This is a genomic window from Tenacibaculum caenipelagi, assembly GCF_004363005.1.
GTDB classification, from domain to species: Bacteria; Bacteroidota; Bacteroidia; order Flavobacteriales; family Flavobacteriaceae; genus Polaribacter; species Polaribacter caenipelagi.
In genome coordinates, this window is the sequence record NZ_SNYH01000002.1 from 530934 (window position 1) to 557032 (window position 26099).

The following is a 26099-nucleotide window of genomic DNA, read 5'->3' on the forward strand; positions in this document are numbered from 1 at the left end:
TATTCTACAAAAGGAAGGGTTAAACGACATTGGGTTAATTATAATTTAAAGATTTGAAATATATATATATTCCTTTTAGACTTATCTGGCGCATTTGGTTTTATGTACTCATTATTATTTCCATATTAATCATGGCGCCATTTATGTTAATACTTACCTCAGATGAAAAATACTATCCTATTTTTTGGAAAGTAATGAGGGGATGGTCATTTTTTTTGATCTATGGAATGGGCTTTAGATTAAAGATAGAAAGAGAGCAAGAAATAGATCGAAATAAAAGCTATATGTTTTGTGCAAATCATGCATCATTAATAGATCCATGGGTGCTAATTGCTACAAGTAAAAATCCAATTGTTTTTGTTGGGAAAAAAGAATTAGTAAAGTTGCCAATTTTTGGGTTTTTCTACAAAAAAGTAGTTGTGATGGTTGATAGGAATGATGCTAAAAGTAGGAAGAATGTATACGGAAGAGCTAAGAACAGGCTTAAAAATGGAACGAGTGTAGCTATTTTTCCTGAGGGATTAGTACCTACTGAAAATATTGTATTAGCGCCTTTTAAAAATGGAGCGTTTAGTTTAGCTATAGAGCATCAGATACCCATAGTACCCCAAGTATATTATGATGGGAAACGATTATTTTCGTGGGATTTTTTTAAAGGACGCCCAGGATCTCTCAGGGTTAAACAATGTAAATTTATTGAGTGTGATGAATTAAGTTTAAAAGAACAGTTAAAAACTAAAACGTACGATTTGATATACAATGAATTGATAAATGACGAGTTTTATATGGAAGATACTTATAGACCAAATAATGAGCGAGAATTTAAATCACCATTATAACGATAAAGAAGAAAAACTGAATATACTTACACATGGTTTCGGATTGTTGCTAAGTATAATTGCTCTACCATTTTTAATACAAAAATCGTTTGTGTATACTGGTTTTTGGAAAATATCTAGTTTTTATATTTATGGAATAAGCATGATAATTCTTTATGCTGCATCTACCTTTTATCATGCAGCAAAAGAACCAAAGCTTAGAAGAAAGCTAAATATTTTTGATCATGCTGCAATTTATGTACTTATTGCAGGAACCTACACTCCTTTTTGCTTATTAGTATTACCTTCAAAAATGGGATGGTATTTGTTTATAGTAGTTTGGATTTTTGCTTTAACAGGTGTTATTCTAAAGCTTTTTTTTACTGGGAAGTTTGATAAGTTATCAACAGCTATATATTTGTTAATGGGTTGGCAAATTATATTTTTAATCAAACCTTTGATAGATAATTTTTCAAATAATGGCTTACTATATCTTTTTTTTGGTGGAGTTTTTTATACCGCTGGTGCTATTTTTTATTCCATTAATAAGCTAAAATATAACCACGCAATATTTCATGCTTTTGTTCTCTTAGGAAGCTTTAGTCATTTTATGACTATATATTTATATATCTAGTATTTAAATTTTCATTTTAAGTTCTTCTATCTGTTAAAAAAATAAATAAAAAGTAGTTTAAATGTTAATTTATTGTAAATGGTTATTTTTTTACTTGTATTAGTTAGTATTGTATTAATCTAACGTGTTTTATAGTTGTAGATTTAATTATTTAAAAATCAATCAATTATGAAGCAAAAAACTATTTTGTTACCCTTCTTAAGCTTTTTAATTTTATTTTCAACACCACTTACAGCTCAAGATTGCAGGGTAACCAGCGAAAATCAAAAGGTATTTTTAAAATACCCGAAATCTAAGGTAGAATACGATAATTTTAATGTTCTTACAAAAAGAATAATTAGAGAAAAAAAACAGACTAAGCTAAATAAGTCTGGAGAAACATATACAATTCCTGTGGTTGTGCATGTTTATGGAGATGTTCAACACGGGAAAACAGTCACATACGATAAGGTAAAGACAGCATTAGATAAATTAAATGAAGATTTTAATGGCTTAAATGACGACTTTAACTCTATCGATCCTGTTTTTGATGGTAGAAAAGCAACACTAAGTATACGTTTTGCATTGGCAAAAATTGATCCTAATGGAGGAAGTACCAACGGAGTTGTTTTTCATGCTGAAAAATCAGGTTACGGTAATGGTGGCGGTTATGACAATCAAATAGCTGCAGATGCCTGGGATAATTATAAGTATATGAATGTGTATATTATGGGAGATTTGTATGCAGACGGAAGTGCAACAAACTCTGGAGTTGCATGGTATCCCAATACAGCGATGTCGGATAATAATACAGCGAGAGTTGTTTATAATGGACGATATATTTATGGAAATACAGACAAAGAGTTTGCTTCTGTATTAACACATGAATTTGGTCATTGGTTAAATTTAATTCACACGTTTGAAGGTGGATGTAATGATCCGAATGGAGATTATGTGGACGATACACCAAAAGAAGACTCTAATTCTGGAGACGATGGTTGTACCATTGGTGCTAGTGATTGTGGTAATTTGATAAACTACGAAAATTATATGGGGTATGATGCTGCTGCTGGATGTGGAAAAATGTTTACTGTAGGTCAGATTGATAGAATGATAGCAGCATTAGAGCATCCAGCTCGTAAACCTCTGTGGCAACCTGCAAACTTAACGGCTACAGGAGTTAATTTAAATGGGGCGTCTCTAATAGTTGATTCTACTACAGTAGAAGAAACACTGTCAAATGATGGTTCAATAGTTAATGAGGCTAAAAATATATCGATAGAAGGAGCAACTTTCTCAGTTTCTTCGGGAAATTTAACTTCAGGAACTCATTTTGATGCCAATCTTCCTCAAGGGTTGTCAGTTCAAATAACAGCACTTAATAATAAAACGCTGAGTGTAAAATTTGTAGGAAAAGCAACAAACCATTCTAAATTAAATAATACTACAGGTTCAGTTACATTTAAAGATGCCGCAGTTTCAGGAGGGATTTCCTCTTTAAACTCTAATAAAGTGACGTTTAATTTTTCTTTTTATGATCCTTATAAAGTAGTGTATTTTGATAACCAAGATTACACCGCAAATTCAGGAAATACCTGGACGTTTTTTACAATAGATGGTGCTACTAACAATAGGTTTGGAACTTTTTATGAGAATAATTCATTGATATTAGAGACCTATAAAAAAGCATTGGTATGTCAATCAGGGACTAGAAATGTGAAACCAATTGAACTGAATACAGTAATTGATCAGCAAAGTTCTTGGGTAGATGGTGGAGGATATCCTGATTTACATGTAATTAGAAAATCGAGTTATACTTCTTGGGATGGTAAAACGGCTTATATAGGTTTTCAATTAGAACTATACCCAGGAAAAACTAATTATGGTTGGTTTAGAGTTAGTGTTAACAATAGTGGTACTTCTTATACTTTATTAGATTATGCGTATAGTACTGAACCTTTTGGGACTATCAAAGCAGGAAGCAAGGTTTGGGATGGAGATACTGGAGCTACTTGTAATGATGGAATCCAAAATGGAGATGAAACTGGTGTGGATTGTGGTGGTTCATGCGAACCTTGTACAGTAATATATTGTGATTCCAACGGAAAGAGTGTAAATGATGAATTTATTAGTAAAGTTGAATTAAATACAATTAGCAATAGTTCGTCAGGATCAAGTGGAGGATATGAAGATTATACAGAAAGTATATCTACAACACTATCAATAGATAGTGATTATTCAATAAGAATTACTCCTAGTTGGAGCAGTACTGTTTATTCGGAAGGATATAGCGTTTGGATTGATTACAATCAAGATGGAGATTTTACAGATGCAGGTGAACAAGTTTGGACTAAAACAGCTTCAAAAGATACTTCGGTAACAGGACAGTTTTCAGTTCCTGGTACTGCTAAATTGGGAAGTACAAGGATGAGAGTTTCTATGAAATATAATGGTATACCTACGTCTTGTGAATCGTTTAATTATGGTGAAGTTGAAGATTACAAAATAACAATAAAAGAAGATTCACTACCAACTTGTGATGACGGAATTCAGAATGGAGATGAAACTGGGGTTGACTGTGGAGGTAGCTGTACACCATGTAGTGGCAATGATGAAATAGTATATGTAGATATTCCAGACCTAACCGTGAGTGCTAGTAATACGTGGGAGTTTTTTAGAATAGAAACAGGAGATGATACTGGTTATGGTGCGTGGTACAGTAGTGGTTCAGTAAGACTTGTTACTTACAATAAAGATATTGTTTGTGAAGGAAATACTAGAAACGTATCACTTTTGGGAGAAAATGTAGCAGTAGGTTCATCAAGTAATTTTGTAGCAGAGTCTAATAGCTATGTGGTTAGTTCTGATGATTACTCTAGTTCGAATGGAAAGAATGGATTTATAGGGTTTACATTTAAAATAAATGGAAACATACATTATGGATGGTTTCACATAATCGTAGCAAATGATGGAAAATCATATTCAATTACAGATTATGCTTACAATAAAATGGCCAATGGAACAATTTATACTGAAACAAGAGGAACTGTAGGTCCAAATAATGATAAAAATACTTTTGATACAAATTTAGTATCAGTGACTCCTAATCCATTTAAGATGAAAGCTAAAATTGACATATCAAGTATAGAGAATAAGAGCGGAATGAAATTAGAGGTATATGATTTATCAGGAAGGTATATTTACGGAAGAGCAATTCCTTCGTCATCAACATCAGTTATAGTGGACGATACCATGATTAAAAAAAGTGGAATATATTTATTAAAAATATATACAGGAAAAGATGTAAAAACAATGAGTGTAATAAAAGAATAAGAATTTACTTCTTAATATAAATTTTAAGCCTGTTTGAGTTTTCAAGCAGGCTTTTTACCATTTATTGTAAGGTGTTTTGCTTAAGTTTGAGTTGTAATATTTGGTAATTCCAGTTACTTCTTTACCTAACCATTGGGGTTTGATAAAATGCTCATTTTCGTTTTCTAATTCTACTTCAGCAATTAATAAACCAGTATTTTCACCTAAAAATTCATCTACTTCAAAAGTGTGATTTTCTATTTTTATGAGGTATCGGTATTTTTCAATAATTCCTTTTTCACATAAACTGAAAAGGTTTTCGGCTTCGTTTTTGTCAATTTTCTTTTCCCATTCGAAACGGGTTGTTCCATTAGTGCTTGAAGGACCTTTGATGGTTAAAAAACCTTTATCATCTTTAATTCGAACGCGTACAACACGCTCTTTGTTAGAATTTAAAAAACCTTGTTTAATGTAGTTTTTTTGGAAAGCACCTTGTTTAAAATCTGAAGATTTTACTAAGAATTTTCGCTCTATTTCTACTGCCATATGAAATCAAATCAAATTTGTACGAATGTACCATTTTTGTTGGGATTATTGAATATCTTTGATCGATGATTTTAACAGATAAATTCAATTAAATGGCGGTTGTTACTACCAAAGCTATTGTTTTAAGTTCTCTTAAGTATGGTGATACTAGCTTGATTGTAAAATGCTTTACTTTACAAGAAGGGGTGAAATCATATATGATAAAAGGAGTGTTAAAGGCAAAAAAAGGAAAATTAAAACCGGCACACTTTCAACCGTTAACACAATTACAAATCGTAGCGAGTCACAGTAATAAAAGTTCATTACATTCTATTAAAGAAGTACAAGTGATTCATTCGTATGAAACCATTTATGCTTCTGTGGTAAAGCAAACAATCGTAATGTTTTTGTCTGAAGTGTTATCAACAATAATTCAAGAAGAAGAAGAAAATTTATCCTTATATCAATATGTAGAAACATCTTTAATTTGGTTAGATACACACGATACAATTGCCAACTTTCATTTGTTGTTTTTGTTGAATTTATCTAAGTATTTAGGTTTTTATCCAGATGCATCAGAAGCAGAGAAAAAAGCATTCAATTTACAAGAAGGAAGGTTTACAGATATGGTTTATGAGAAAGGAAACTTATCAAGTAAAGAAATGATTCTTTTTAAAAGCTTGTTAGGCATAAATTTTGATGCAATACATTCAGTTTCCTATTCAAAAAAGGAAAGACAAATTATTCTTCGAATTATAATTCAGTATTATGAATTGCATTTGGAAGGATTTAGAAAACCTAAATCATTAGACGTTTTAGAAACCGTTTTTAGTTAATTTATGAAACAAAAAATTACTCTATTTTTTTTATTACTTGTTACTTCAGTTTTTTCTCAGAATATTACCATAATTGATGTTGAGACAGGAAAGCCGATTGATGCTGTTGCTGTGTTTAATAAAAGTAGAACGATATCGGCTGTAAGTGATGAAATGGGGAAAGTTGATATTTCAGATTTTCAAAAAAATGAAACACTAATTTTTTCACATGTATCGTATTCTGAGTATCGAGAAAAAAAATCAGTATTAAAAAAGAATAATTACCGTTTGTATTTATCTAAAAATTCTGAACAGTTAGATGAGGTGGTGGTTTCAGTGTTTAAAAATAGAGAAAAAACCAATCGTATTGCTGAACAAATAGCAGTAGTGTCATCGGAAGAAATAGAAAAATTATCACCACAAACATCAGCAGATTTGCTAGCGAGTGTACCAGGAATAAAAATTCAAAAGTCACAATTTGGAGGTGGTAGCCCTGTTATGAGAGGTATGGAAAGTAATCGAGTATTGTTGGTAGTAGATGGAGTACGAATGAATAATGCGATTTATCGAAAAGGGCACTTACAAAATTCGATTACAGTAGCCCCTAATTTATTAGATAGAACAGAAATTGTTTTCGGTCCATCATCAGTAATTTATGGTTCAGATGCTTTGGGGGGAGTTATTCACTACTATACCAAGACGCCAAAATTATCAGAAAAAGGTAGTGAAATTAAAGGGGGTACTTTTTTGCGATATAGTTCTGCAAACAATGAAGTGACTAATGTGGTATCTGCCGAACTTCGATTTAAAAAGTGGGCATCATTTACAAGTGTGTCACACAGTAATTTTGGAGATTTAAAAATGGGTAAAAACCGTTCTCATGGTTTCGACGATTGGGGAAAAGTGCCTTTTTATTCTGATAATTCCAGTATTTATTATAACGATACACCAGTTGTAAATTCTGATAAAAATTCACAAAGAAATACAGGTTATAACCAAACGGATGTATTGCAAAAATTCTATATTCCTTTTTCAAAAAATACTGACTTCAAATTAAACTTCCAATATTCAACATCTTCAAACATTCCACGTTTTGACAAGTTAACGGAATTAAAAAAAGAAAGTTTAAAATTTGCTGAATGGTATTATGGTCCACAAAATCGCTTGTTAATATCACCACAACTGATTATCAATCCAAAGAAAAAGTGGCTGGATAATGGTACAATTACCCTGGCATATCAAAATATAAAAGAAAGTCGAATTCAGCGAAAATTTGGAAGTCTAGATAGGTCGTATAGAAAAGAAAATGTAGATGTTTTTAGTTTGAATGGAGATTTTATAGTGCCATTGGCAAAGCATAGAAATTTGGGTTACGGAGTGGAAGTTGCGTATAACGATGTCGCATCAAATTCATATGGAAAAACGTTACGTGTTGATGGTAATAAAATTGTAGGTTTTGATGGAGATTTTACAGTGCAGTCTCGTTATCCAGACGGCGGAAGTAGTTATTTAAGTTCTGCTTTTTATGTAGATTATCGTCAAGATATTAATAGTAAATCTACCTTAAATACAGGAGTTAGAGGTACACATACTGTGTTAAAAGCAAAATGGATAGATGAAACATTTATTGAAATACCGCAAAGTGATATTAGATTAGATAGTCAATCATTAACCGCAACTATAGGCTATGTATATAAACCAACTAGAAGTTGGCAAATTAACGGGGTAATCTCTTCAGGGTTTCGCTCTCCAAATATTGATGATGTAGGGAAAATTAGAGAGAAGAGTGGTAAGTTAACAGTTCCCAATACAGAGTTAGGTCCTGAGTATGCTTATAACTTTGAGGTTGGACTTCAAAAATATTTTAACAATAGAAAATTTAGAATTGGGTTGAATGCATATTACACAATTTTAGATAAAAATATAACGAGAGCTCCTTATTCATTTTTTGGGCAAAGTACAGTATCTTATGATGGGGATGAATACAACACAGCAGACGGAGAAATCTTAACGAATTTAAATATGGGAAGAGCTTATATAACTGGTTTCACAGCAAGTTATGAAGGTAAATTGTTTGAACATTGGAAAACTTCGGGTTCTGTTACTTATACAAAAGGGCATACATATAGAGACGATTTACCATCAAGTGGACCTCTATCGTCTATTCCTCCGTTATTTGGTCGTTTTGATTTAAACTATGTTCGTAAGAAGTTTGAAGGAGGAGCTAACCTTGTTTTTAATGCTAAAAAGAATATTTCAGATTATAATTTGGTTGAAGGGATTGATAACCCTCAACAAACACCGATTGTAAACCCTGATGCTACTGAAGATATTGATAAGTATTATGGAACACCTAGTTGGATGACAGTTGGTTTATACGGAAAATATCAGCTTAATAAGAGTATTGCTGTACAGGCTCAGTTATCTAATTTATTTGATGAGCATTATAAAGAGTTTGCCTCAGGAGTTTCTGCAGCAGGACGCAATATTTCAGTATCTTTGCAAACAAATTTTTAAGCAAAAGCAAATGATTAATTTTTTTAGATTAGTAAGTTTATTAGAAGGAATATCTTATATTTTATTACTTTTTATAGCAGTGCCAATTAAATATACTCAAGGAAATCCTGAGTATGTAAAAATGCTAGGAATGCCCCATGGATTACTATTTGTAGGATATATCGTATTAGCAATTATGTTGAAGTACGATTTAAACTGGAACACTAAAAACTTCGGAATCGTTTGTTTGTTATCTATATTACCTTTCGGAACATTTTTCGTTGGAAAATATCTTAAACAAGAAGGAGATTATAAAAAATCTTAAGACAGACTTAATATGTAAATTATAGAGTAATCTTTTAATCTAAGTTTTCTAATTAAAAGATTACTCTATATAAATAACTATAATTTATCCTCCGCTTACTGGTGGGATAATAGCAATTACATCATTTTCTTGTATTAAAGCTTCATCGGTAGCATAGCTCTCATTAATGGCTACGGCATAAGAACTCATTTTTTGGAACTCTGGAAATTCAGCTGAAAGAAATTCTTTAAAACTAGCGATAGTGCTTTTGTTAGGAAGCTCTATTGTTAGTGAAGAATTACCTGCTAAGTCTGCAGCAATACCAAAAAGTAATAGGGTTGTTTTCATGTAAAACGGATATGATACAAATCTACAATTTTATCCCCAAAACAACTCTGTTTTCATGCTTTCCATCAAAGGTAGAACGAGCAAAATCCACTCGGAATAAACGCCATTTTCCAAAACCAACATTATCTAATCCAACAGCAAGTTCAGAGTATGGTTTGTTGTCTGGTGTAAATAATGCCTTAGCACTGGTAACTAAATGGAAGTTAAGTTTGTTTATTAAAGGGATTTTACTCAATAAAGCACCTTTAAAATTGTATTCTCCATGTAATTCAACAAATTTATTGTTAGTACTTAATTGGTAGTAAGGAAGCATATAAAAATTATCTAAATAATTACTTTTAGGAGCTATTAGTAATCGGTTTCCATTAAAATGGTTGTAATCCATAAACGGAATATCTTTTTGTTCTAAAAACAGTCCTCCTTTAGCTTTGTATTTAAATTCTCCCCAGTTACTTAAATTGATTTTTTGACGTAATTCAGAAAACACAAGATCTGAATTCCATTCTGTATTTCCAGAGCCAAAGTTCTTTTTATATCCAATAAATAATGATGGATATTTATGACTAGAGATATTGTATTTTCCGTTAGGATATGATAAATATTTTTGTCCAAAATTTATGTTTGCTCCAAGAGAAAAAGTCCACATATGGTGTGGTGTAAATCCAGTGGTGAAATTGGAAGGTTCTTGTGGATTGTTAGAAGTATAATTTACATCATCTTTCGGAAACATTACATAATTAGTAGTATTAAATAATGGTTTTCTGTCTGCAAATTCTAAAGAAGAGAACATACGTATTCCATTGGTTACTTCTCGTGAAAATGAAACTTTAGCAAAAGTTTTTTCATATATTTTAAGGTAATTCCTTTCAAAAAACACTGAGCTTACCGTATTCCAAAATTCAGAAATAGGTTGTTTTTCGTTGAATTGTGGTGTAGCGATTCCTCCAGAAATAGTTAAAACAGGTTTGCTGGTATTGTTCCATTGGTAACTAAAATTAGTTGTAGGACGTACTTTCTTCTCAGAAAAACCATAATTTATATCGGCACCGATACTAAATCGTTTTCCTTTTTTGTTTAGTAATTTACGATAGTTAATGCCTATAGTAGAATTCCAACCTTGTACAGTATTAAAGTTAAGGTTTTCAATAGGAGAAGAAGTGCTTAGTGACCATTTATTAAAAGAATCTTCGTAGGTGTATCCAAAAAGTACATCTAATGGTTTAAACTTGTTATTCTTCCTATCAATAGAATCTAAATATTTTTCAGATGTTCGAATGGTTTTAATACTATCTTTTAGTTTGTAATCTAATATCTCTTCAGAAGTTAAAGTAACGGGACGAATAGTTTTCCAGTATACCGAATCTTTTTCAGTGGCATTTTCAGCAAATGAAAGTATTTCATTACTAAAAGTTTGCTTATTAAAGTTCGGAGTGAAATTATAATTGGAATAGGCAGCAGAAAATCGACCATTAAAATTAAAACCAAACATTCCTGCTTTAAAGTCGATGGTTTGAGTTACAGGTACCCAAGCTTTATTATTGGTAGAGAAATTATAATTTTGTTTAATATGCAAAGTATCTACCATTGGTAAACTTATTTGTGCTCCAGTAACGATAACATCGGCACCATAAATAGCCCAATCATCTTCAACTATATATATAAAACCGCTAAAAACACGATCGTTCTTTCTTTTAGGAAGCAGCTGAATTTTGTTAATTAGCTTTCCGTTTTTATCATAAAAAACACCTGTTAGCTTGTAGTTGTAATAGCCAAAAGCACCATTAGCAATAGGGGAAATTACTTTAACATCAGCCAAATCAAAGGAATTTTCGTAAAAGTTAAAATTTACGTCTTCTGCTTGATTAAAACTAATTCCATTGTCTTGTCCACTAACTTTTGATGCAATGATATGTTCCTTAAAGTTTTGGGGCTTTTTTTGAAAAGCAATTTTTGATACTGTTTCAGAAAGATATACAACCCCACTTCTGGTTGAATCTAGTCCTCCTCCCATATCGCCAATATCTTGCCCTAAAAATTTCTTTGGAAGATCTTTAACTTTAAATAATCCTCGAGAGTAGAAATCGGCGGTAAATTCTGCAAATTTATCGGTGTTTTTTGCTTTGTTAGCAATGGCATTTCTGATAATTTTATTGGCGGGATTTTCTTCTGAATTAACAACGACTTCATCTAAAGTAACTTCCTCTTCATCTAATATTATATTTAGAGTGTATGGAAGAGATTCAACATTCACACTTTTTTTAACAGTTTTATAGCCCAACATCTGAAAAATTATAGTGTATTTACCAATTTTAGCAATGGGTAAATTGTAATCGCCATTATTATTGGTAGTGGTGCCAGTAATGGTATTTTCTAAATATACACTTACTAGGGAAATTGGTTGGTTCTTGCTACTTGTAACCTTTCCTTTAATTTGAGAAAAGGTAATTGAAGAGTATGCTAAGAGTATAAGTGTAGTTATGTTTTTCATAGTTAGTTATTTGAAACAAATTTATAGAGTAAAAAAGAGTAAGGGTATTTAAGAAGTGTTAAAAAATGTATTTAGACTAAATTTTAAATATTATTTTCACCGGAATTTTAAACTAATATAGATAAAATATGAAAAAGCAAGTATTATTGTTATTGGCTGTATGTACAATTTCATTTGGTTATGCTCAAAAAATGAAAGTCGTTAACGGAAATTTTGATTTTATTAAAGATCAAAAAGAAATTAATGTTGAATTCGTTTATGATAACATGAAGTTGTTTAAAAAGAATTTAACGAATGAAGAGTATATGGCTGAACGTTCTGCTAAATTAGAAGAGGATTCAAGAGGGAAAGGAGAAAGATGGAAAAAAAGTTGGATTGGAAGTAGAGAAATTATTTATGCGCCTAAGTTTTTAGAGTTAATGAATAGGTATTTAGAAAAAGATCATGGAGTTTATTTTGCTGAAAACTTAAAAGACGCAAAATATACATTGGTAGTGGAAACAGTATGGGTATATCCGGGATGGAATGCAGCTGTGATGAGACAACCTGCAAAAGTAAGTACGTTGTTAAAGTTTGTTGAAACTGCAAATAAAGACAATGTAGTGTTAGAAATAACAAGTAAAAATGCTCCTGGAAATAAGTTTGGAGGGACTTTTAGTAATGAAGATAGACTAGGAGAAGGATACGCTAAAACGGGTAAAAGCTTAGCGAAATTAGTGTTGAAAAAAGCTTTTAAATAATAGGAATAAAAAATCGGAATCTTAAGATTCCGATTTTTTTTGTTCATTTTCCATATCAATTAAATAAGCCAAGTTTTTAACTAATCGGTTGTGTTTTTTTACAAATGGATTTTCTTTGTCCCACACATACCCCGCTAAAACAGCACAAATTTGTCGTTTAATTTCTGGGTTTTCTGGTTCGTGAAAAAATAGTTTTTGTAGGTTTCCATTATACCATTCTTTCACATAAGTAGAAAACACATTAATACCATTTTTCATATAAGCTACATATTCTGTATCCCAATCTACCGTTGTGTTAGATAATTCTTTATATACAAGCTTAGCTGCTAATAAACCTGATTCAGTAGCAAAAGTAACTCCAGAGGAAAAAACAGGATCAAGAAATTCGGCACTGTTTCCTGTTATAACAAACTTGTCTCCATACATTTTTGTAATAGAAGAAGCATAGTTGTTTATAGTTTTTGGCGGGAATAAAAATTGCTCGTTTTTAAATCTATCATGGTAATACTTAGAGGTTTTTAGAAGGTTTTTCATTTTTTCTTCTCCTGTTTCGCCTTCTATAGAATTTATATACTCTGTTGTTCCTACAAAACCAATACTGGTAACTCCATTAGAAAAAGGGATTACCCAAAACCATGTTTTAGTATCTAAAATATCAAAAGTAATAATGGTGCCTTCTTCTCCTTTAGGTCTGTTAGTTTCTTTAATATGTGTAAAGATTGCCGAATGATTTGAGAGTTTTGAAGGTGTTTGTAATTTTAACAATCTAGGCAGTACTTTACCATAGCCACTGGCATCAATTATATATTTTGCTTTTACTGTATGAGTTTTTCCTTCTTTTACGAGTGTGGTTTCGGTATGTTCGTCGTAAAAAGAAACGTTTATAACTTCAGTATTAAAAGAAATATCTACTCCCTTTTTTTCTAATTCATCTGTTAGAGTCTTGTCAAAATCAGCTCTAGGTACTTGCCAAGTCCAGTTCCATCCCTCTGTAAATTTCTTGCTAAAATCGAAATTACATACCTGATTATTTTTAATAAACCTTGCACCTCTTTTTATTTCAAAATTTTGCTTTTTTAGCGTTTCTAATAACCCCACTTCTTCAAAATGCTCCATACATTTTGGAAGTAGGCTTTCTCCAATAACAAATCTTGGGAAAATTGCTTTCTCAACAATTTTTACATTTATTCCTTTTTTATGTAGGTAAGCTGCTGAAACACACCCAGATGGTCCTGACCCAATAATTAAAACATCAACATCTATGTTGTTCATGGTAATATTATATATTTGCAGTCAAAATAACTATAATACTTTTAGTTATTAAAACAATATCTGCATAAAATAATAAATTGTAAATGCTGGCATTAAAGAACGAATTGAAGCTAGAGGATTTTTATTCTATTGTTTTTGATAAAAATTCAGTGAAAGTTGACGAACAAGTTGTAGAAAGAGTTGAAGAGAGTTATAAATTTCTAAAAAGTTTTTCTGAAGATAAGGTTATATACGGGGTTAACACAGGTTTTGGACCGATGGCTCAGTACAAAATAGAAGATTCAGATAGAATTCAATTACAATATAATTTAATAAGAAGTCATTCTTCAGGAACAGGAACTCCTCTTGATGCTAAAAGTACTAAAGCAGCTATTTTAGCAAGGTTAAATACTTTAAGTTTAGGTCGTTCAGGAGTGCATCCTTCAGTAATTAGAGTAATGTCCGATTTAATTAACAAAGACATTATTCCTTTAATATATGAACACGGAGGTGTTGGAGCAAGTGGTGATTTAGTACAGTTGGCACATTTAGCTTTAGTACTGATTGGAGAAGGAGAAGTTTTTTATAAGGGAGAAAGAAAAGCTACAAAAGAAGTTTTTGAGCTTGAAAATATTCAGCCTATTGAGGTTAAGCTACGAGAAGGATTGGCTTTAATGAATGGAACTTCTGTAATGACTGGTATTGGTATTGTAAATACCATTTATGCTAAAAAAGCTTTTGATTGGTCTGTTAAAGCTTCGTGTGCAATTAACGAAATTGTTAGTGCTTATAATGATCATTTTTCTGTTGAGTTGAATAATGCTAAAAGACATAAAGGTCAAATAAAAGTAGCAGAAAAAATGAGGGAATTACTTAGTGATAGTAATCTTATTAAAAAGCGCGAGGAGCATTTATACAACGGAGGAAATAAAGAAGAGGTATTTAAAGAAAAAGTACAAGAATATTATTCGTTAAGATGTGTGCCTCAAATTTTAGGACCAGTTTACGACACTATTAATAATGTAGAAAGCGTGTTAATCGATGAAGTAAATTCCGCAAATGATAATCCTATAGTTGATGTAGAATCTAAAAATGTGTATCATGGAGGAAATTTTCATGGAGACTATGTGTCGTTAGAAATGGACAAGCTTAAAATTGCGATAACGAAAATGACCATGTTAGTTGAAAGACAATTAAATTATCTTTTAAATTCAAGGTTAAATGATATCTTAACTCCTTTCGTAAATTTAGGAAAGCTAGGGTTGAATTTCGGTATGCAAGGAGCGCAGTTTACAGCAACTTCAACTACTGCAGAGAGTCAAACACTTTCTAACCCTATGTATGTTCATAGTATTCCTAATAATAACGATAATCAAGATATTGTTAGCATGGGTACCAATGCGGCATTAATTACTAAAAAAATTGTTGACAATGCATTTGAGGTATTGAGTATCCAGTTGATTACCATAATTCAAGCGATTGAATATCTAAAAATTCAAGATAAATTATCATCATCAACCAAAAAACTATATGAAGAATTAAGAACGTTAGTTCCTGTTTTAGTTGAAGACGAAATAATGTATCCATACATACAAGAAGTGAAAGAGTTTTTGAAAAAATAGACTATATGATAAGAAAAATTACTTTTATTATTTTACTACTTTCAATTATTACTTCTATTAAAGCACAGAGTCTAGCTTTAATACGAGAAGCAAAACGATTTGGTTATATAAATACTCAGGGAGAAGAAGTAATAGCTCCTCAATTCAAACATGCTAAAAGTTTTTCTGAAGGATATGCAGCAGCTTTTAAAGATGGAAAATGGGGATTTATTAATGCTGAAGGAAAATGGGTAATTGAACCTCAATATGACAATGTAAAAAGTTTCAATTCTGGTTTAGCTTTAGTTTTTAAAAATAGAGTTTGGCATTACATTAACAAAAAAGGAGAAGTCTTAGAAATAAAAACTGCTACCGATAAATTTTACGATTTTAATAATGGAGTAGCTTTTATTAGAACAGGTAAGTTAGTTGGGTTGATAAACCCAAAAGGGGATGTTATAGTAAAACCCAAATATGAAATAATAAGAAGGTTCGAAAATGGATATGCCAAGATTCTTAAAAATAAAAAATGGGGAATTATAAATGTAAAGGGAGAAGAGCTTGTTAAACCTTTATATGATAAAATAGGAGACTACAATAAAAATAAAGTAACTTGGGGAGTTTTAAATAAAAAAACGGGTCTTATTAAAGAAGGAAATTTTAAAGCTCTTGAAGGTGTTTCTCGTATATGGGATTTTACTAATAAATCAGAATTTACTTACGCAGAAAGTAAGGGTAAAGTAGGATTTATTAATGTTGATGGGGAATGGGTTATTGCTCCACAATTTAAAAAAGCAAAAGCGTTTAATAACGGTTTAGCACCAGTGTATAACAAAGGTAAGTGGGGGTATATAAATACGAAAGGAGAGCTAACAATTAACTGCCAATTTGCAGATGCAGAAGTGTTTTCTGAAAATGGCTTAGCACCTGTGAAAAAATTGAAATGGGGATTTATAAATAAGAATGGAGCAATGGTAACTCAATTCAAATACGAAATAACTCCAGGATTATCTTTCAAAAAACATATTAAAGGATTTATAAACGGTTTAGCAAGGGTTAAGATTAATGAAAAGTGGGGGTTTATAAAAGAAGATGGAAGCTTGTTAGGAGATAAAACATATCAAAATGCTGAATTGTTTGTAATAATAAAAGAATAGGTATGAGTGAAAACACAAAAAAATGTGCCTTAATTACTGGAGGTTCTAGGGGTATAGGGAGAGCAATCTGTTTGCAATTGGCAAAAGATTTATCGTATCATCTAATCATAAATTATAAAGGAAATAAAGCAGCAGCAGAAGAAACATTAAAGTTGGTTGAAGAAATAGGTGGTTCAGGAGAAATCATGCAATTTGATGTAGTTAATGAATCTGATGTAAAACAAAAGTTAGATGATTGGCATGCTAATAATGAGGGTGTTGTTATCGAGGTAATAGTTAATAATGCAGGTATTACTAAAGATATGCTTTTCATGTGGATGACTCAAAAGGACTGGGCACCAGTTATTGATACTAGTTTGCAAGGTTTTTTCAATGTAACGAATCACTTAATTCAGAAATTATTGGTTAATAAGTACGGTAGAGTAATTAATTTGGTTTCAGTATCAGGATTAAAAGGTACACCAGGACAAACAAATTATTCAGCAGCTAAAGGAGCTGTTATTGGAGCCACAAAAGCATTAGCACAAGAAGTAGCTAAAAGAAATGTAACAGTAAATGCTGTTGCTCCAGGGTTTATAAAAACAGATATGACGGGTGAGTTGGATGAAAAGCAACTCAAAAAATTAATTCCGTCTAATAGATTTGGAGAAGCTGAAGAAGTAGCACATTTAGTGTCGTTCCTAGCATCTGATAAATCATCTTATATAACAGGTGAGGTAATAAATATAAACGGAGGTATTTATTCATAAATAACATGAGAAGAGTTGTAATAACAGGTATGGGTATATACTCTTGTATAGGTAAAAATTTACAAGAAGTTAAGGAATCTTTATATCAAGGAAAGTCGGGTATTGTGTACGACAAGAAGAGAGAAGAGCTAGGTTACCGATCTTGCTTAACGGGTATGGTAGAAGAACCTAACTTAAAAAAAATGTTATCTAGAAGACAAAGAGTAAGTCTTGGTCAAGAGGGAGAATATGCATATTTAGCAACTATAGAAGCTTTAGAAAACGCTAAAATAGATGAAGCATTTTTAGCTAATAATGAAGTTGGAATTCTGTATGGAAACGATAGTACAGCAAAATCTGTTATAGAATCTGTAGATAAAATTAGAGAAAAAAGAGATACTACTTTAGTAGGTTCAGGAGCCATTTTTAAAGGGATGAATTCTTCGGTAACGATGAACCTATCAACGATTTTTAAACTTACAGGAATAAACTTTACTGTAAGTGCAGCTTGTGCTAGTGGTTCACATTCTATAGGTATGGCTTTTCAGTTAATTAAAAGCGGACTTCAAGACTGTATTATTTGTGGGGGGGCTCAAGAAATTAATGAATTAACCATGGGAAGCTTTGATGGTTTAGGGGTTTTTTCAACATTAGCAGACACACCAGAAAAAGCATCGAGACCTTTTGATTCAAGTAGAGATGGATTAGTTCCTAGCGGAGGAGCCGCAACTTTAGTTGTAGAAAGTTATGAATCTGCAGTAAAAAGAGGAGCTCCTATTTTAGGTGAAATTTTGGGATATGGATTTTCTTCAAACGGAGAACATATTTCTACTCCAAATGTTCAAGGACCTTCTAGAGCAATGAAGAAGGCATTAGAGCAAGCAGATCTTAAAGCAGAAGAAATAGATTATGTTAATGCTCATGCTACTTCCACTCCAGTAGGAGATGCTAATGAAGCTAAAGCCATTGTTGAGGTATTTGGAGAAAAAGGACCTTGTGTAAGTTCAACAAAATCTATGACAGGACATGAGTGTTGGATGGCAGGTGCAAGTGAAGTAATTTACTCAATGTTAATGATGCAACATTCTTTTGTAGCGCCAAATATAAATTTAGAAACACCAGATGAAGCAGCGTCTAAATTAAATTTAGTGACCAAAACAATTGATAAAAAAATAAATGTATTTTTGTCGAATTCTTTTGGATTTGGGGGGACAAATTCAGCTTTAATTATTAAAAAGACTAACAAAGATGGGTAAAGAAGAAATTATTGAGAAAATTAATGATTTTTTAATTGATGAGTTTGAAGTAGAAGCAGAAGATATACAACCTGAGGCTAACTTAAAAGACACGTTAGAATTAGATAGTTTAGATTTTGTTGATTTAGTAGTAGCTATTGAGGCTAATTTTGGGGTTAAATTAGTAGGAGAAGATTTTGTTGGAATAACAACATTACAAGACTTTTACGATTTAATAGAGAATAAAATAAGCTAATAGCCTTGCTATGGCAGAAACTTGGAGTGGTAAATCAAGAGGTACAGTTCTAGGGTACAAAATTTTTGTTTACGCAATAAAAAAGCTAGGTGTTTCTGCCGCATATTCTTTGCTGTATTTTGTAGCCACCTATTTTTTACTGTTTTCTAAAAAAAGTTCTAAAGTTATTTATACATACTTTAGAAAAAGACATCAATACACCAAAACAAAAAGTTTTGTTAGCTTATATCAAAGTTATTATAAGTTTGGGCAAACCATTATAGATAAAATAGCAATATCTTCCGGGTTACGTAATAGGTTTACCTACGAGTTTGATGGTATTAATGAGTTAAAAAAATTACTGCAAGAGCAAAAAGGAGGTGTGCTAATTAGCGCACATGTGGGAAATTTTGAAATAGCAGAGTTTTTTTTAGACGACTTGGACGAAAAGGCTCAAATCAATTTACTTACCACCGATTTTGAACACAGAGCTATTAAAGATTACTTAGAGTCTATAACTTTAAAATCGAGTATAAAGTTTATTATTCTTAAAGAAGATCTTTCTCACATTTTTGAAATCAACGCTGCTTTAGCCAGAAATGAATTAGTGTGTATGACAGGTGATAGGTATGTTGAAGGAACCAAATATTTGTCAGCTCTATTTTTAGGAAAAGAAGCAAAGTTTCCAGCCGGACCATTTTTAATAGCATCCAGACTAAAAGTACCTGTTGTCTTTGTATATGTTATGAAAGAAGCTAAAAAACATTATCATTTATACGCCAGAACAGTTGAAGTTAAGCATAGAGATAGTGAAGGATTATTAAAAAGCTATATTCAAAATTTAGAAATAATGCTCAAAAAATACCCTACACAATGGTTCAATTACTTTGATTTTTGGGGAGATTATAAATAAAAAAGCATGAATTTATTAAAAAGTAAAATCGCAGATAAAGAAACATTACTAAAATTAATTCCTCAAAGAGATCCTATAGTAATGATTTCAGCATTGACATCATATACCGAAAACGCAGTAGTTTCAGAATTAGAAATATCAAATGAAACACTGTTTGTTAAAGAAGAAGAATTAAAAGAGCCAGGGTTAATAGAGCACATGGCACAAACTGTGGCTTTATACACAGGATATCATTTTTATATAAATAATATGCAAGCTCCTGAAGGATATATTGGCGCTATAAAAGGAGTAGAAATTAACAAATTACCTAAAGTAGGCGATACACTAGTTACAGAAGTAAATATCTTGCAAGAAATAATGGGAGTAACTTTGGTAAAAGGAGTTACACGTTTAAATGATGAAGTTATAATGACGGCGCAAATGAAAACGGTTCTTAAAAAATAAGACGATGAAAAGGAATAAGAACATAGATGCAACGTCATTAAAAGCAAGTTATGAGCTACGAGTACGTTTTAATGAAACCGATCCATTAGGAATTGTGTGGCATGGTAATTATATAAAGTATTTTGAAGATGGAAGAGAGGCATTTGGTAGAAAATACAACATTACCTACTTAGATGTAAATAGTTATGGTTATGTTACTCCTATTGTTAAGTCGGAATGCGAGCACAAATTACCTCTTAAATATGGAGAAAAAGCAATTGTCGAAGTAACCTATATAAATACGGCAGCAGCAAAAATGATTTTTCAATATGAAATTAAAAATGAGAAAGGTCAAGTTGTTTGCATTGGAGAAACTACTCAGGTTTTTGTAGATATGAAAGGAGAGTTATCTTTAAACTCTCCAATTTTTTATGAAGAATGGAAAAAGGAGCATAAAATTGGTTAAATGATAAATGTTTATGCTACATATAATACTATAATTTCTTCATTAGGCTTTTCAACATCAGAAAATGTTCAAAATATTTTAGAAGGAAAATCGGGTATAGAATTACAAAAAGATACTAAGCTTTCGGATGTGCCTTTTTATGCTTCAATAATACAAGACGAAAAGCTAAATCAAGCATTTTCGGCAATCAATACTACATCTGAAAAATATACAAAGCTTGAAAAAATGATGATACTATCATTACACAAAACAATTCAAGCATCAGGAGAAAAATTAGATGATAAAACAGGACTCATTATATCAAGTACTAAAGGGAATATAGAAGCTTTAGATAAAGAAAGTCCGTTTTTAGAAGAAAAGGCATATTTAACTAGTTTAGGAGAAACAATCCAACACTTTTTTTCTTTAAAAACCACTCCTATTATTGTGTCCAATGCTTGTGTGTCGGGAGTTTTAGCTATTGCGGTAGCGAAACGCTTTTTACAAGCAAAGAAGTATGATAAAATTTTTGTTGTAAGTGGAGATGTGCTTACAAAATTTGTACTATCAGGTTTTAATTCTTTTAAAGCAATAAGTGAAGCGCCTTGTAAACCTTTTGATAAAAACAGAACAGGAATTACGTTAGGAGAAGCTGCTTGTTCTATGTTAATCAAAACAAAAGAAAACAAAGAAGGTGTAGAAATAATAGGAGAAGCTTCGTGTAACGACGCTAATCATATTTCAGGTCCTTCAAGAACGGGTGAAGGATTATATAGAAGTATAAAAAAAGCAACACAAGAAGCGGGAGAAAAACTAAAAAAGCTTGATTATATTTCTGCACATGGCACAGCTACTTTATTTAATGATGAAATGGAATCAATAGCTTTTCATAGAGCAGCATTGAGTAATGTTCCTGTGAATAGTTATAAAGGGTATTATGGGCATACACTAGGTTCTTCGGGATTGTTAGAATCTATTTTAGGAATAGAATCAATGAAAAGAAGCGTATTATTTCCTTCAATAGGTTTTGAAACGTCAGGAACATCTTATGCTTTAAATGTAATAAGAGAAAATACACATAAAGACATTTCAGCATTTATAAAAACAGCCTCTGGTTTTGGAGGTTGTAATACAGCAGTTATTTTTAAAAAATAAATAGTTTGAAAAATACAGTTTACATAAAAGCATATTGTGCCATTACAAATACCAAAATGGTTTGTAATGATGAGGTTTTATGTGAAGAAAATGAACTAGATTATAAGTCCTTTTTAAAAAGTATTTATAAAAATTATTGCGAGGTGTCTTATCCTAAGTTTTTTAAAATGGATGAGGCGAGTAAACTAGCGTTTTTAACAGCAGAAGTTTTGTTAAAAAACACGAGTATGACAGAGAATGAAAAAGAAGATTTAGCAATTATTTTATCAAACAAAAGTGCAAGTTTAAATACCGATAGAGACTATCAAAACTCTATTCAAGACAAAAATAATTTTTACCCAAGTCCTGCTATATTTGTGTATACGTTACCTAATATAGGAATTGGCGAAATATGTATTCGTCATAAATCGTATGGTGAAAATGCTTTTTATATAACTGAAAAGTTTGATGCTAATTTACTTAGCACTTATGCACAAACATTATTAAACACTAACAAAACGAATAATGTTCTTTGTGGTTGGGTAGAGGTAGAGAAAGGCAAATGCTCGTCGTTTTTTTACCTATTGTCAAATACTGAAGGAGAATTGTATTCAGAAAAAAATATAAACGAAATATATCAATCAATATAGAAATGGAAGCGTTAAAAAAAGAGTTAAAAGAAAATATCATTGAGGTATTAAATTTAGAAGACTTAACAATTGAAGATGTTAATGATGATGATGCGTTATTTGGAGATGGTTTAGGATTAGATTCTATTGATGCTCTAGAATTAATCGTTATGTTAGATAAAGATTACGGTATCAAATTAACGGATCCAAGCGAAGGAAGAGAAATCTTCAAATCAGTAGAAGTTTTAGCAACATACATTACTGAAAACAGAACTAAATAAATGGCAAACGGAGTAGCAATAACAGGTATGGGAATCATTTCTTCAATAGGGAATACTGTTGAAGAAAACTTACAGTCATTACTTTCTGAAAGTGATGGAATATCTACCATTGAAAATATTGCTACACGACATGCAAACAACATAAAAGTTGGTGAAATAAAGTTATCTAATGAAGAGCTAGCAAAACTACTCGCTCTAGATAATTTTGAAAAGTACTCAAGAACCACACTTTTAGGTGCTATTGCTGCAAAACAAGCTATTGAAAGTGCCAATATTAACGACGTAAATCAGTATAAAACTGGATTTATATCGTCTACTAGTGTTGGAGGAATGGACTTAACTGAAAAATACTGTAATACGTTTTTTGATGCACCACGTAACGAGCAATTTATAAATAGCCACAATGCCTCAGAGAGCACGCAACAAATAGCAAGTTTTATTGGGCTTACTGATTTTGTGACAACCATAAGTACTGCTTGTTCTTCGGCAGCTAATGCAATTATGTTAGGTGCCCGTTTAATCAAAGCTAAAAAGCTCGATAGAGTAATTGTTGGAGGTACAGACGGATTGTCAAAATTCACATTAAACGGATTTAAAACCTTGATGATTTTATCTGACAAAAAAAGTCAACCCTTTGATAAAAACCGTAAAGGACTAAACCTTGGTGAGGGAGCAGCTTATTTAGTGTTAGAATCAGAAGAAGTGGTAGCAAAAGAAAATAAAAAAGTCTTAGCCTTTTTATCGGGATATGCAAATGCTAACGATGCACACCATCAAACAGCTTCTTCAGAAGAAGGAGAAGGTGCATTTTTAGCAATGAAAAAAGCGTTGAAGTTAGCTGATTTGGAAACTTCAGTGATAGATTATATAAATGCTCATGGTACAGGAACTCCTAATAACGATGCCTCAGAAAGTGAAGCGTTAAAAAGAATTTTTGAAGAAGTGCCAATATTTAGTTCAACAAAAGCATATACAGGACATACACTTGCGGCAGCAGGTGGAATTGAAGCAGTGTTTTCAATTTTAGCATTGAAAGAACAAAAAGCATTTGCAAACTTAAATTTTGCTGATGAAATTGAAAAAACTCAGTTGAAGCCAACGACAAAAACAGTAGAAAAAGAAATAAAACATGTGCTATCAAATTCATTTGGATTTGGAGGTAATTGTTCAACATTAATATTTTCCAAAGTATAATGAATTCAGTTTACATACATAGCGGTGTTTCTATTTCTGCTCAAAATACTTTTGAAGAAGGAATTAAAGAGGTTGAAGAATTAAAGTTTACAGAAAATTCTCAAGTAAAAGCTTTTAAAATAAATTACAAAGAATTTTTATCACCTATAGCGAGTAGACGAATGGCAACGGGTGTGAAAATGGGAGTGGTAGCTGCAAAAAAAGTGATACAAAAGGCAGGAGAAGATACTGTAGATGCTATTATTACAGGAACAGGTTTAGGTTGTGTTGAAGATTCAGAAAAGTTTTTAAATGCCGTTATTGATAATGATGAACAGTTTTTAACACCAACATCTTTTATTCAATCTACACACAATACAGTTGCGGCACAAATAGCACTCTCAATAAAAAATAAAGGGTATAATATGACCTATGTAAACGGAGCAAATTCTTTTGAAGCTGCTTTATTGGATGGCATGTTATTACTGAATGAAGAAAATGAAACGGTATTAGTGGGTGGGGTTGATGAACTAGGAAAGAGGTTTATTAACGATTACGAAAAAATCTACCAGCAAGACGTTTCATTTAGTGAAGGTGCCAATTTTTTTACATTAGGAGCTCGTAAAAAAGAAAACTCTATAGCTCAATTGTTAAACGTAGAAGTTTTTCAAGAGATTGATGAAGATAATTTACTAAAGAAAATAGCGTCATTTTTAGAAGAGAATTCCTTAAAAGTGTCAGATATTGATGCTGTTATATTAGGTATTAATGGTGATGCATACGATTCGTATTATCAAAAAATACAATCAGAGTTGTTTACTGATACTACCCAGTTGAAATATAAAAACCTAAGTGGAGAGTTTTTTACAGCATCTGCTTTTGGATTTTATGTAGCTACTGAACTTTTAAATAAACAAGAACTCCCTACAAATTGTTTTTTTAATTCTGTTAAGAAAGAAGACTATAAAACAGTTTTGTTGTACAATCAATATTTAGGTAAACAGCACAGTTTAGTATTACTAACATCATGTTAAAGCATAAAAAAGTAAGTTATTTCACAGCAATAATATTCATGTTAATGTTATTGTTTTATTTTTTTGTGGCGCAATTTTCTTTGTATTGGTTCTTGGTGTTAGGTATTATTTGGTTGTTTTTTACAAGTATTGGATCCTTTAATATCTTGTTAAATTATCATATTGATGCTATCAATTATGAAGAGACTGAAGAAAAAGTAATAGCACTTACTTTTGATGACGGCCCCAACCCTAATTATACAGAAAAGATATTAGATTTGTTGAGACAGTACAATGCAGAAGCTACATTTTTTTGCATTGGAAAAAATTGCGAGCAACATCCAGACATTCTAAAAAGAATAGATAGTGAAAATCATATTATAGCGAATCATACCTACACCCATCCTAGTTCGTTTGGTTTTTTAAATAGCAATCAAGTAGAAAAAGAAATTTCAAAAACAACTAATGTTATTGAGGACATTATAGGGAAAAAACCAAAGTTTTTTAGGCCTCCATTTGGGGTTACGAACCCCTCAATTAAAAAAGCGGTAGAGAACTTAAAAATTACAACTTTTGGGTGGAATATACGCTCATTAGATACAGTGTTAAAAGAAGAAAAAAAAGTACTGAAAAGAATTATTCCTAACATAAAACCAGGGGCAATTATTTTATTGCACGATGTTCAAGAAAATAGTATTCCTGTTTTGGAACAATTGTTGAGAATTTTAAAAGAACAAAAATATAAAGCAGTTTCATTAGAAACATTAACGAATATAAAAGCATATGAATAGAATTTTACTTTTACTGTTGTTTATAGGGCAGGTTGTTTTGGGGCAAACAAAATTAACCCAAGAAGAAATTAATTTGTTGAATGAAAGTGTAAAAGCAAATGCTAAAAATACGAAAACAATAGTTAGCGATTTTGTGCAAAAAAAGCATTTAGATTTTCTTACAAACGATATTAAAACAGAAGGAAATCTTATTTTTAAAGCACCTAACTTAATAAAATGGGAATATAAAAAGCCTTATAGTTACATAGCCATATTCAAAGAAAATGCGATTTATATTAACGATAATGGAGACAAAAATAGTTTTGATTTAAGTTCCAATAAAAGTTTTAAGCACTTCAACAAACTTATTGTGAGTAGTATTAAAGGAGATTTATTTAGCGAATCCGATTTTATAATTAACTATTTTAAGGATAAAGAGAACTATTTGGTAAAATTTGAACCTAAAAATGAATCTTTTAAAAAGATGATCAAGTCTTTTGAATTACTTTTTGATAAAAAAACGTTTGATGTAGTTGAGATTAAAATGAATGAAAGCAATACAGATTATACAAAAATCTCTTTTTTAAATAAAAAACTAAATCAGCCCGTTTCTAATGATGCGTTTTCTAATTAGTTGTTTCATTTTAGTTCT

Annotated in this window: 26 protein-coding genes; 22 read left to right on the plus strand and 4 right to left on the minus strand. The window is 31.3% G+C overall.

Annotated elements, in window-relative coordinates:
- Positions 1 to 53: 53 nt before the first annotated feature.
- The 3 genes from DFQ07_RS05910 to DFQ07_RS05920 all read left to right on the plus strand — a co-directional run bounded on the left by DFQ07_RS05910 (position 54) and on the right by DFQ07_RS05920 (position 4764).
- Positions 54 to 839 carry a lysophospholipid acyltransferase family protein gene (locus DFQ07_RS05910; protein WP_166627730.1) on the plus strand — a complete coding sequence of 262 codons (786 nt, stop codon included), beginning with the start codon at positions 54 to 56 and terminating at the stop codon, positions 837 to 839.
- A complete protein-coding gene (gene trhA, locus DFQ07_RS05915; RefSeq protein WP_133535340.1) occupies positions 811 to 1452 on the plus strand; it encodes a PAQR family membrane homeostasis protein TrhA in 642 nt (213 codons plus the stop codon). Before DFQ07_RS05910 ends, trhA begins: the two co-directional genes overlap by 29 nt.
- A gap of 168 nt (positions 1453 to 1620) precedes the next feature.
- Positions 1621 to 4764: a M43 family zinc metalloprotease gene (locus DFQ07_RS05920; RefSeq protein WP_133535341.1), complete on the plus strand. Its 3144-nt coding sequence runs from the start codon at positions 1621 to 1623 to the stop codon at positions 4762 to 4764.
- Positions 4765 to 4818: 54 nt separating this feature from the next.
- Here the strand turns inward: DFQ07_RS05920 and DFQ07_RS05925 are convergent, their stop codons facing one another.
- Complete coding sequence (locus tag DFQ07_RS05925) at positions 4819 to 5289, minus strand: CYTH domain-containing protein (RefSeq protein ID WP_133535342.1); 471 nt, start codon at positions 5287 to 5289, stop codon at positions 4819 to 4821.
- 92 nt (positions 5290 to 5381) lie between these two features.
- Here DFQ07_RS05925 and recO point away from each other — a divergent pair, with 92 nt between their 5' ends.
- The 3 genes from recO to DFQ07_RS05940 are packed head-to-tail and all read left to right on the plus strand — an operon-like array spanning position 5382 to position 8904.
- The gene (gene recO, locus DFQ07_RS05930; protein WP_133535343.1) at positions 5382 to 6104 is read left to right on the plus strand and encodes a DNA repair protein RecO; all 723 of its coding nucleotides are present in this window, start codon (positions 5382 to 5384) and stop codon (positions 6102 to 6104) included.
- Positions 6105 to 6107: 3 nt separating this feature from the next.
- On the plus strand, positions 6108 to 8600 hold the full coding sequence (locus tag DFQ07_RS05935) for a TonB-dependent receptor (protein WP_133535344.1): 2493 nt from the start codon (positions 6108 to 6110) through the stop codon (positions 8598 to 8600).
- A gap of 10 nt (positions 8601 to 8610) precedes the next feature.
- Positions 8611 to 8904 (plus strand): DUF3817 domain-containing protein, encoded by a 294-nt coding sequence (locus DFQ07_RS05940; protein ID WP_133535345.1) that lies wholly within the window; start codon positions 8611 to 8613, stop codon positions 8902 to 8904.
- Positions 8905 to 8988: 84 nt separating this feature from the next.
- Here the strand turns inward: DFQ07_RS05940 and moaD are convergent, their stop codons facing one another.
- Complete coding sequence (moaD, locus tag DFQ07_RS05945) at positions 8989 to 9231, minus strand: molybdopterin converting factor subunit 1 (protein WP_133535346.1); 243 nt, start codon at positions 9229 to 9231, stop codon at positions 8989 to 8991.
- A 22-nt stretch (positions 9232 to 9253) separates the two neighbouring features.
- The gene (locus DFQ07_RS05950) at positions 9254 to 11719 is read right to left on the minus strand and encodes a DUF5686 family protein (RefSeq protein WP_133535347.1); all 2466 of its coding nucleotides are present in this window, start codon (positions 11717 to 11719) and stop codon (positions 9254 to 9256) included.
- A gap of 128 nt (positions 11720 to 11847) precedes the next feature.
- Here DFQ07_RS05950 and DFQ07_RS05955 point away from each other — a divergent pair, with 128 nt between their 5' ends.
- Entirely contained in the window at positions 11848 to 12459 is a 612-nt protein-coding gene (locus tag DFQ07_RS05955) for a hypothetical protein (protein ID WP_133535348.1), read from the plus strand.
- Between the two features lie 21 nt (positions 12460 to 12480).
- On the opposite strand, the gene DFQ07_RS05960 is transcribed toward DFQ07_RS05955, so the two are convergent.
- Entirely contained in the window at positions 12481 to 13731 is a 1251-nt protein-coding gene (locus DFQ07_RS05960; RefSeq protein ID WP_133535349.1) for an NAD(P)/FAD-dependent oxidoreductase, read from the minus strand.
- Positions 13732 to 13814: 83 nt separating this feature from the next.
- On the opposite strand from DFQ07_RS05960, the gene DFQ07_RS05965 reads away from it, so the two are divergent.
- Genes DFQ07_RS05965 through DFQ07_RS06035 form a run of 15 tightly spaced genes read left to right on the plus strand, consistent with a single transcriptional unit; the run spans position 13815 to position 26081 of the window.
- Positions 13815 to 15332 (plus strand): HAL/PAL/TAL family ammonia-lyase, encoded by a 1518-nt coding sequence (locus DFQ07_RS05965; protein WP_133535350.1) that lies wholly within the window; start codon positions 13815 to 13817, stop codon positions 15330 to 15332.
- A gap of 5 nt (positions 15333 to 15337) precedes the next feature.
- A complete protein-coding gene (locus DFQ07_RS05970) occupies positions 15338 to 16468 on the plus strand; it encodes a WG repeat-containing protein (protein ID WP_133535351.1) in 1131 nt (376 codons plus the stop codon).
- A gap of 2 nt (positions 16469 to 16470) precedes the next feature.
- Positions 16471 to 17217 carry a 3-oxoacyl-ACP reductase FabG gene (fabG, locus tag DFQ07_RS05975; RefSeq protein ID WP_133535352.1) on the plus strand — a complete coding sequence of 249 codons (747 nt, stop codon included), beginning with the start codon at positions 16471 to 16473 and terminating at the stop codon, positions 17215 to 17217.
- A gap of 5 nt (positions 17218 to 17222) precedes the next feature.
- Positions 17223 to 18452 (plus strand): beta-ketoacyl-[acyl-carrier-protein] synthase family protein, encoded by a 1230-nt coding sequence (locus tag DFQ07_RS05980; protein ID WP_133535353.1) that lies wholly within the window; start codon positions 17223 to 17225, stop codon positions 18450 to 18452.
- Positions 18445 to 18687 carry an acyl carrier protein gene (locus tag DFQ07_RS05985; RefSeq protein ID WP_133535354.1) on the plus strand — a complete coding sequence of 81 codons (243 nt, stop codon included), beginning with the start codon at positions 18445 to 18447 and terminating at the stop codon, positions 18685 to 18687. The genes DFQ07_RS05980 and DFQ07_RS05985 overlap by 8 nt, the downstream gene beginning before the upstream one ends.
- A gap of 10 nt (positions 18688 to 18697) precedes the next feature.
- Positions 18698 to 19579 carry an LpxL/LpxP family acyltransferase gene (locus DFQ07_RS05990; protein WP_133535355.1) on the plus strand — a complete coding sequence of 294 codons (882 nt, stop codon included), beginning with the start codon at positions 18698 to 18700 and terminating at the stop codon, positions 19577 to 19579.
- Between the two features lie 6 nt (positions 19580 to 19585).
- Positions 19586 to 20023, plus strand: coding sequence for a hypothetical protein (locus tag DFQ07_RS05995; protein WP_133535356.1), 438 nt, complete (start codon positions 19586 to 19588; stop codon positions 20021 to 20023).
- Positions 20024 to 20027: 4 nt separating this feature from the next.
- The gene (locus DFQ07_RS06000) at positions 20028 to 20468 is read left to right on the plus strand and encodes an acyl-CoA thioesterase (RefSeq protein ID WP_133535357.1); all 441 of its coding nucleotides are present in this window, start codon (positions 20028 to 20030) and stop codon (positions 20466 to 20468) included.
- Positions 20469 to 21602: a beta-ketoacyl-[acyl-carrier-protein] synthase family protein gene (locus tag DFQ07_RS06005; RefSeq protein ID WP_133535358.1), complete on the plus strand. Its 1134-nt coding sequence runs from the start codon at positions 20469 to 20471 to the stop codon at positions 21600 to 21602.
- 5 nt (positions 21603 to 21607) lie between these two features.
- The gene (locus DFQ07_RS06010) at positions 21608 to 22231 is read left to right on the plus strand and encodes a 3-oxoacyl-ACP synthase (protein WP_133535359.1); all 624 of its coding nucleotides are present in this window, start codon (positions 21608 to 21610) and stop codon (positions 22229 to 22231) included.
- Between the two features lie 2 nt (positions 22232 to 22233).
- Complete coding sequence (locus tag DFQ07_RS06015) at positions 22234 to 22491, plus strand: phosphopantetheine-binding protein (RefSeq protein WP_133535360.1); 258 nt, start codon at positions 22234 to 22236, stop codon at positions 22489 to 22491.
- Entirely contained in the window at positions 22492 to 23685 is a 1194-nt protein-coding gene (locus tag DFQ07_RS06020; protein WP_133535361.1) for a beta-ketoacyl-[acyl-carrier-protein] synthase family protein, read from the plus strand. It abuts the gene before it with no gap.
- Complete coding sequence (locus DFQ07_RS06025) at positions 23685 to 24698, plus strand: beta-ketoacyl synthase chain length factor (protein WP_133535362.1); 1014 nt, start codon at positions 23685 to 23687, stop codon at positions 24696 to 24698. The genes DFQ07_RS06020 and DFQ07_RS06025 overlap by 1 nt, the downstream gene beginning before the upstream one ends.
- Complete coding sequence (locus DFQ07_RS06030) at positions 24692 to 25468, plus strand: polysaccharide deacetylase family protein (protein WP_133535363.1); 777 nt, start codon at positions 24692 to 24694, stop codon at positions 25466 to 25468. Before DFQ07_RS06025 ends, DFQ07_RS06030 begins: the two co-directional genes overlap by 7 nt.
- Positions 25461 to 26081 (plus strand): LolA family protein, encoded by a 621-nt coding sequence (locus DFQ07_RS06035; RefSeq protein WP_133535364.1) that lies wholly within the window; start codon positions 25461 to 25463, stop codon positions 26079 to 26081. The genes DFQ07_RS06030 and DFQ07_RS06035 overlap by 8 nt, the downstream gene beginning before the upstream one ends.
- The last annotated feature ends 18 nt before the right edge of the window (positions 26082 to 26099 follow it).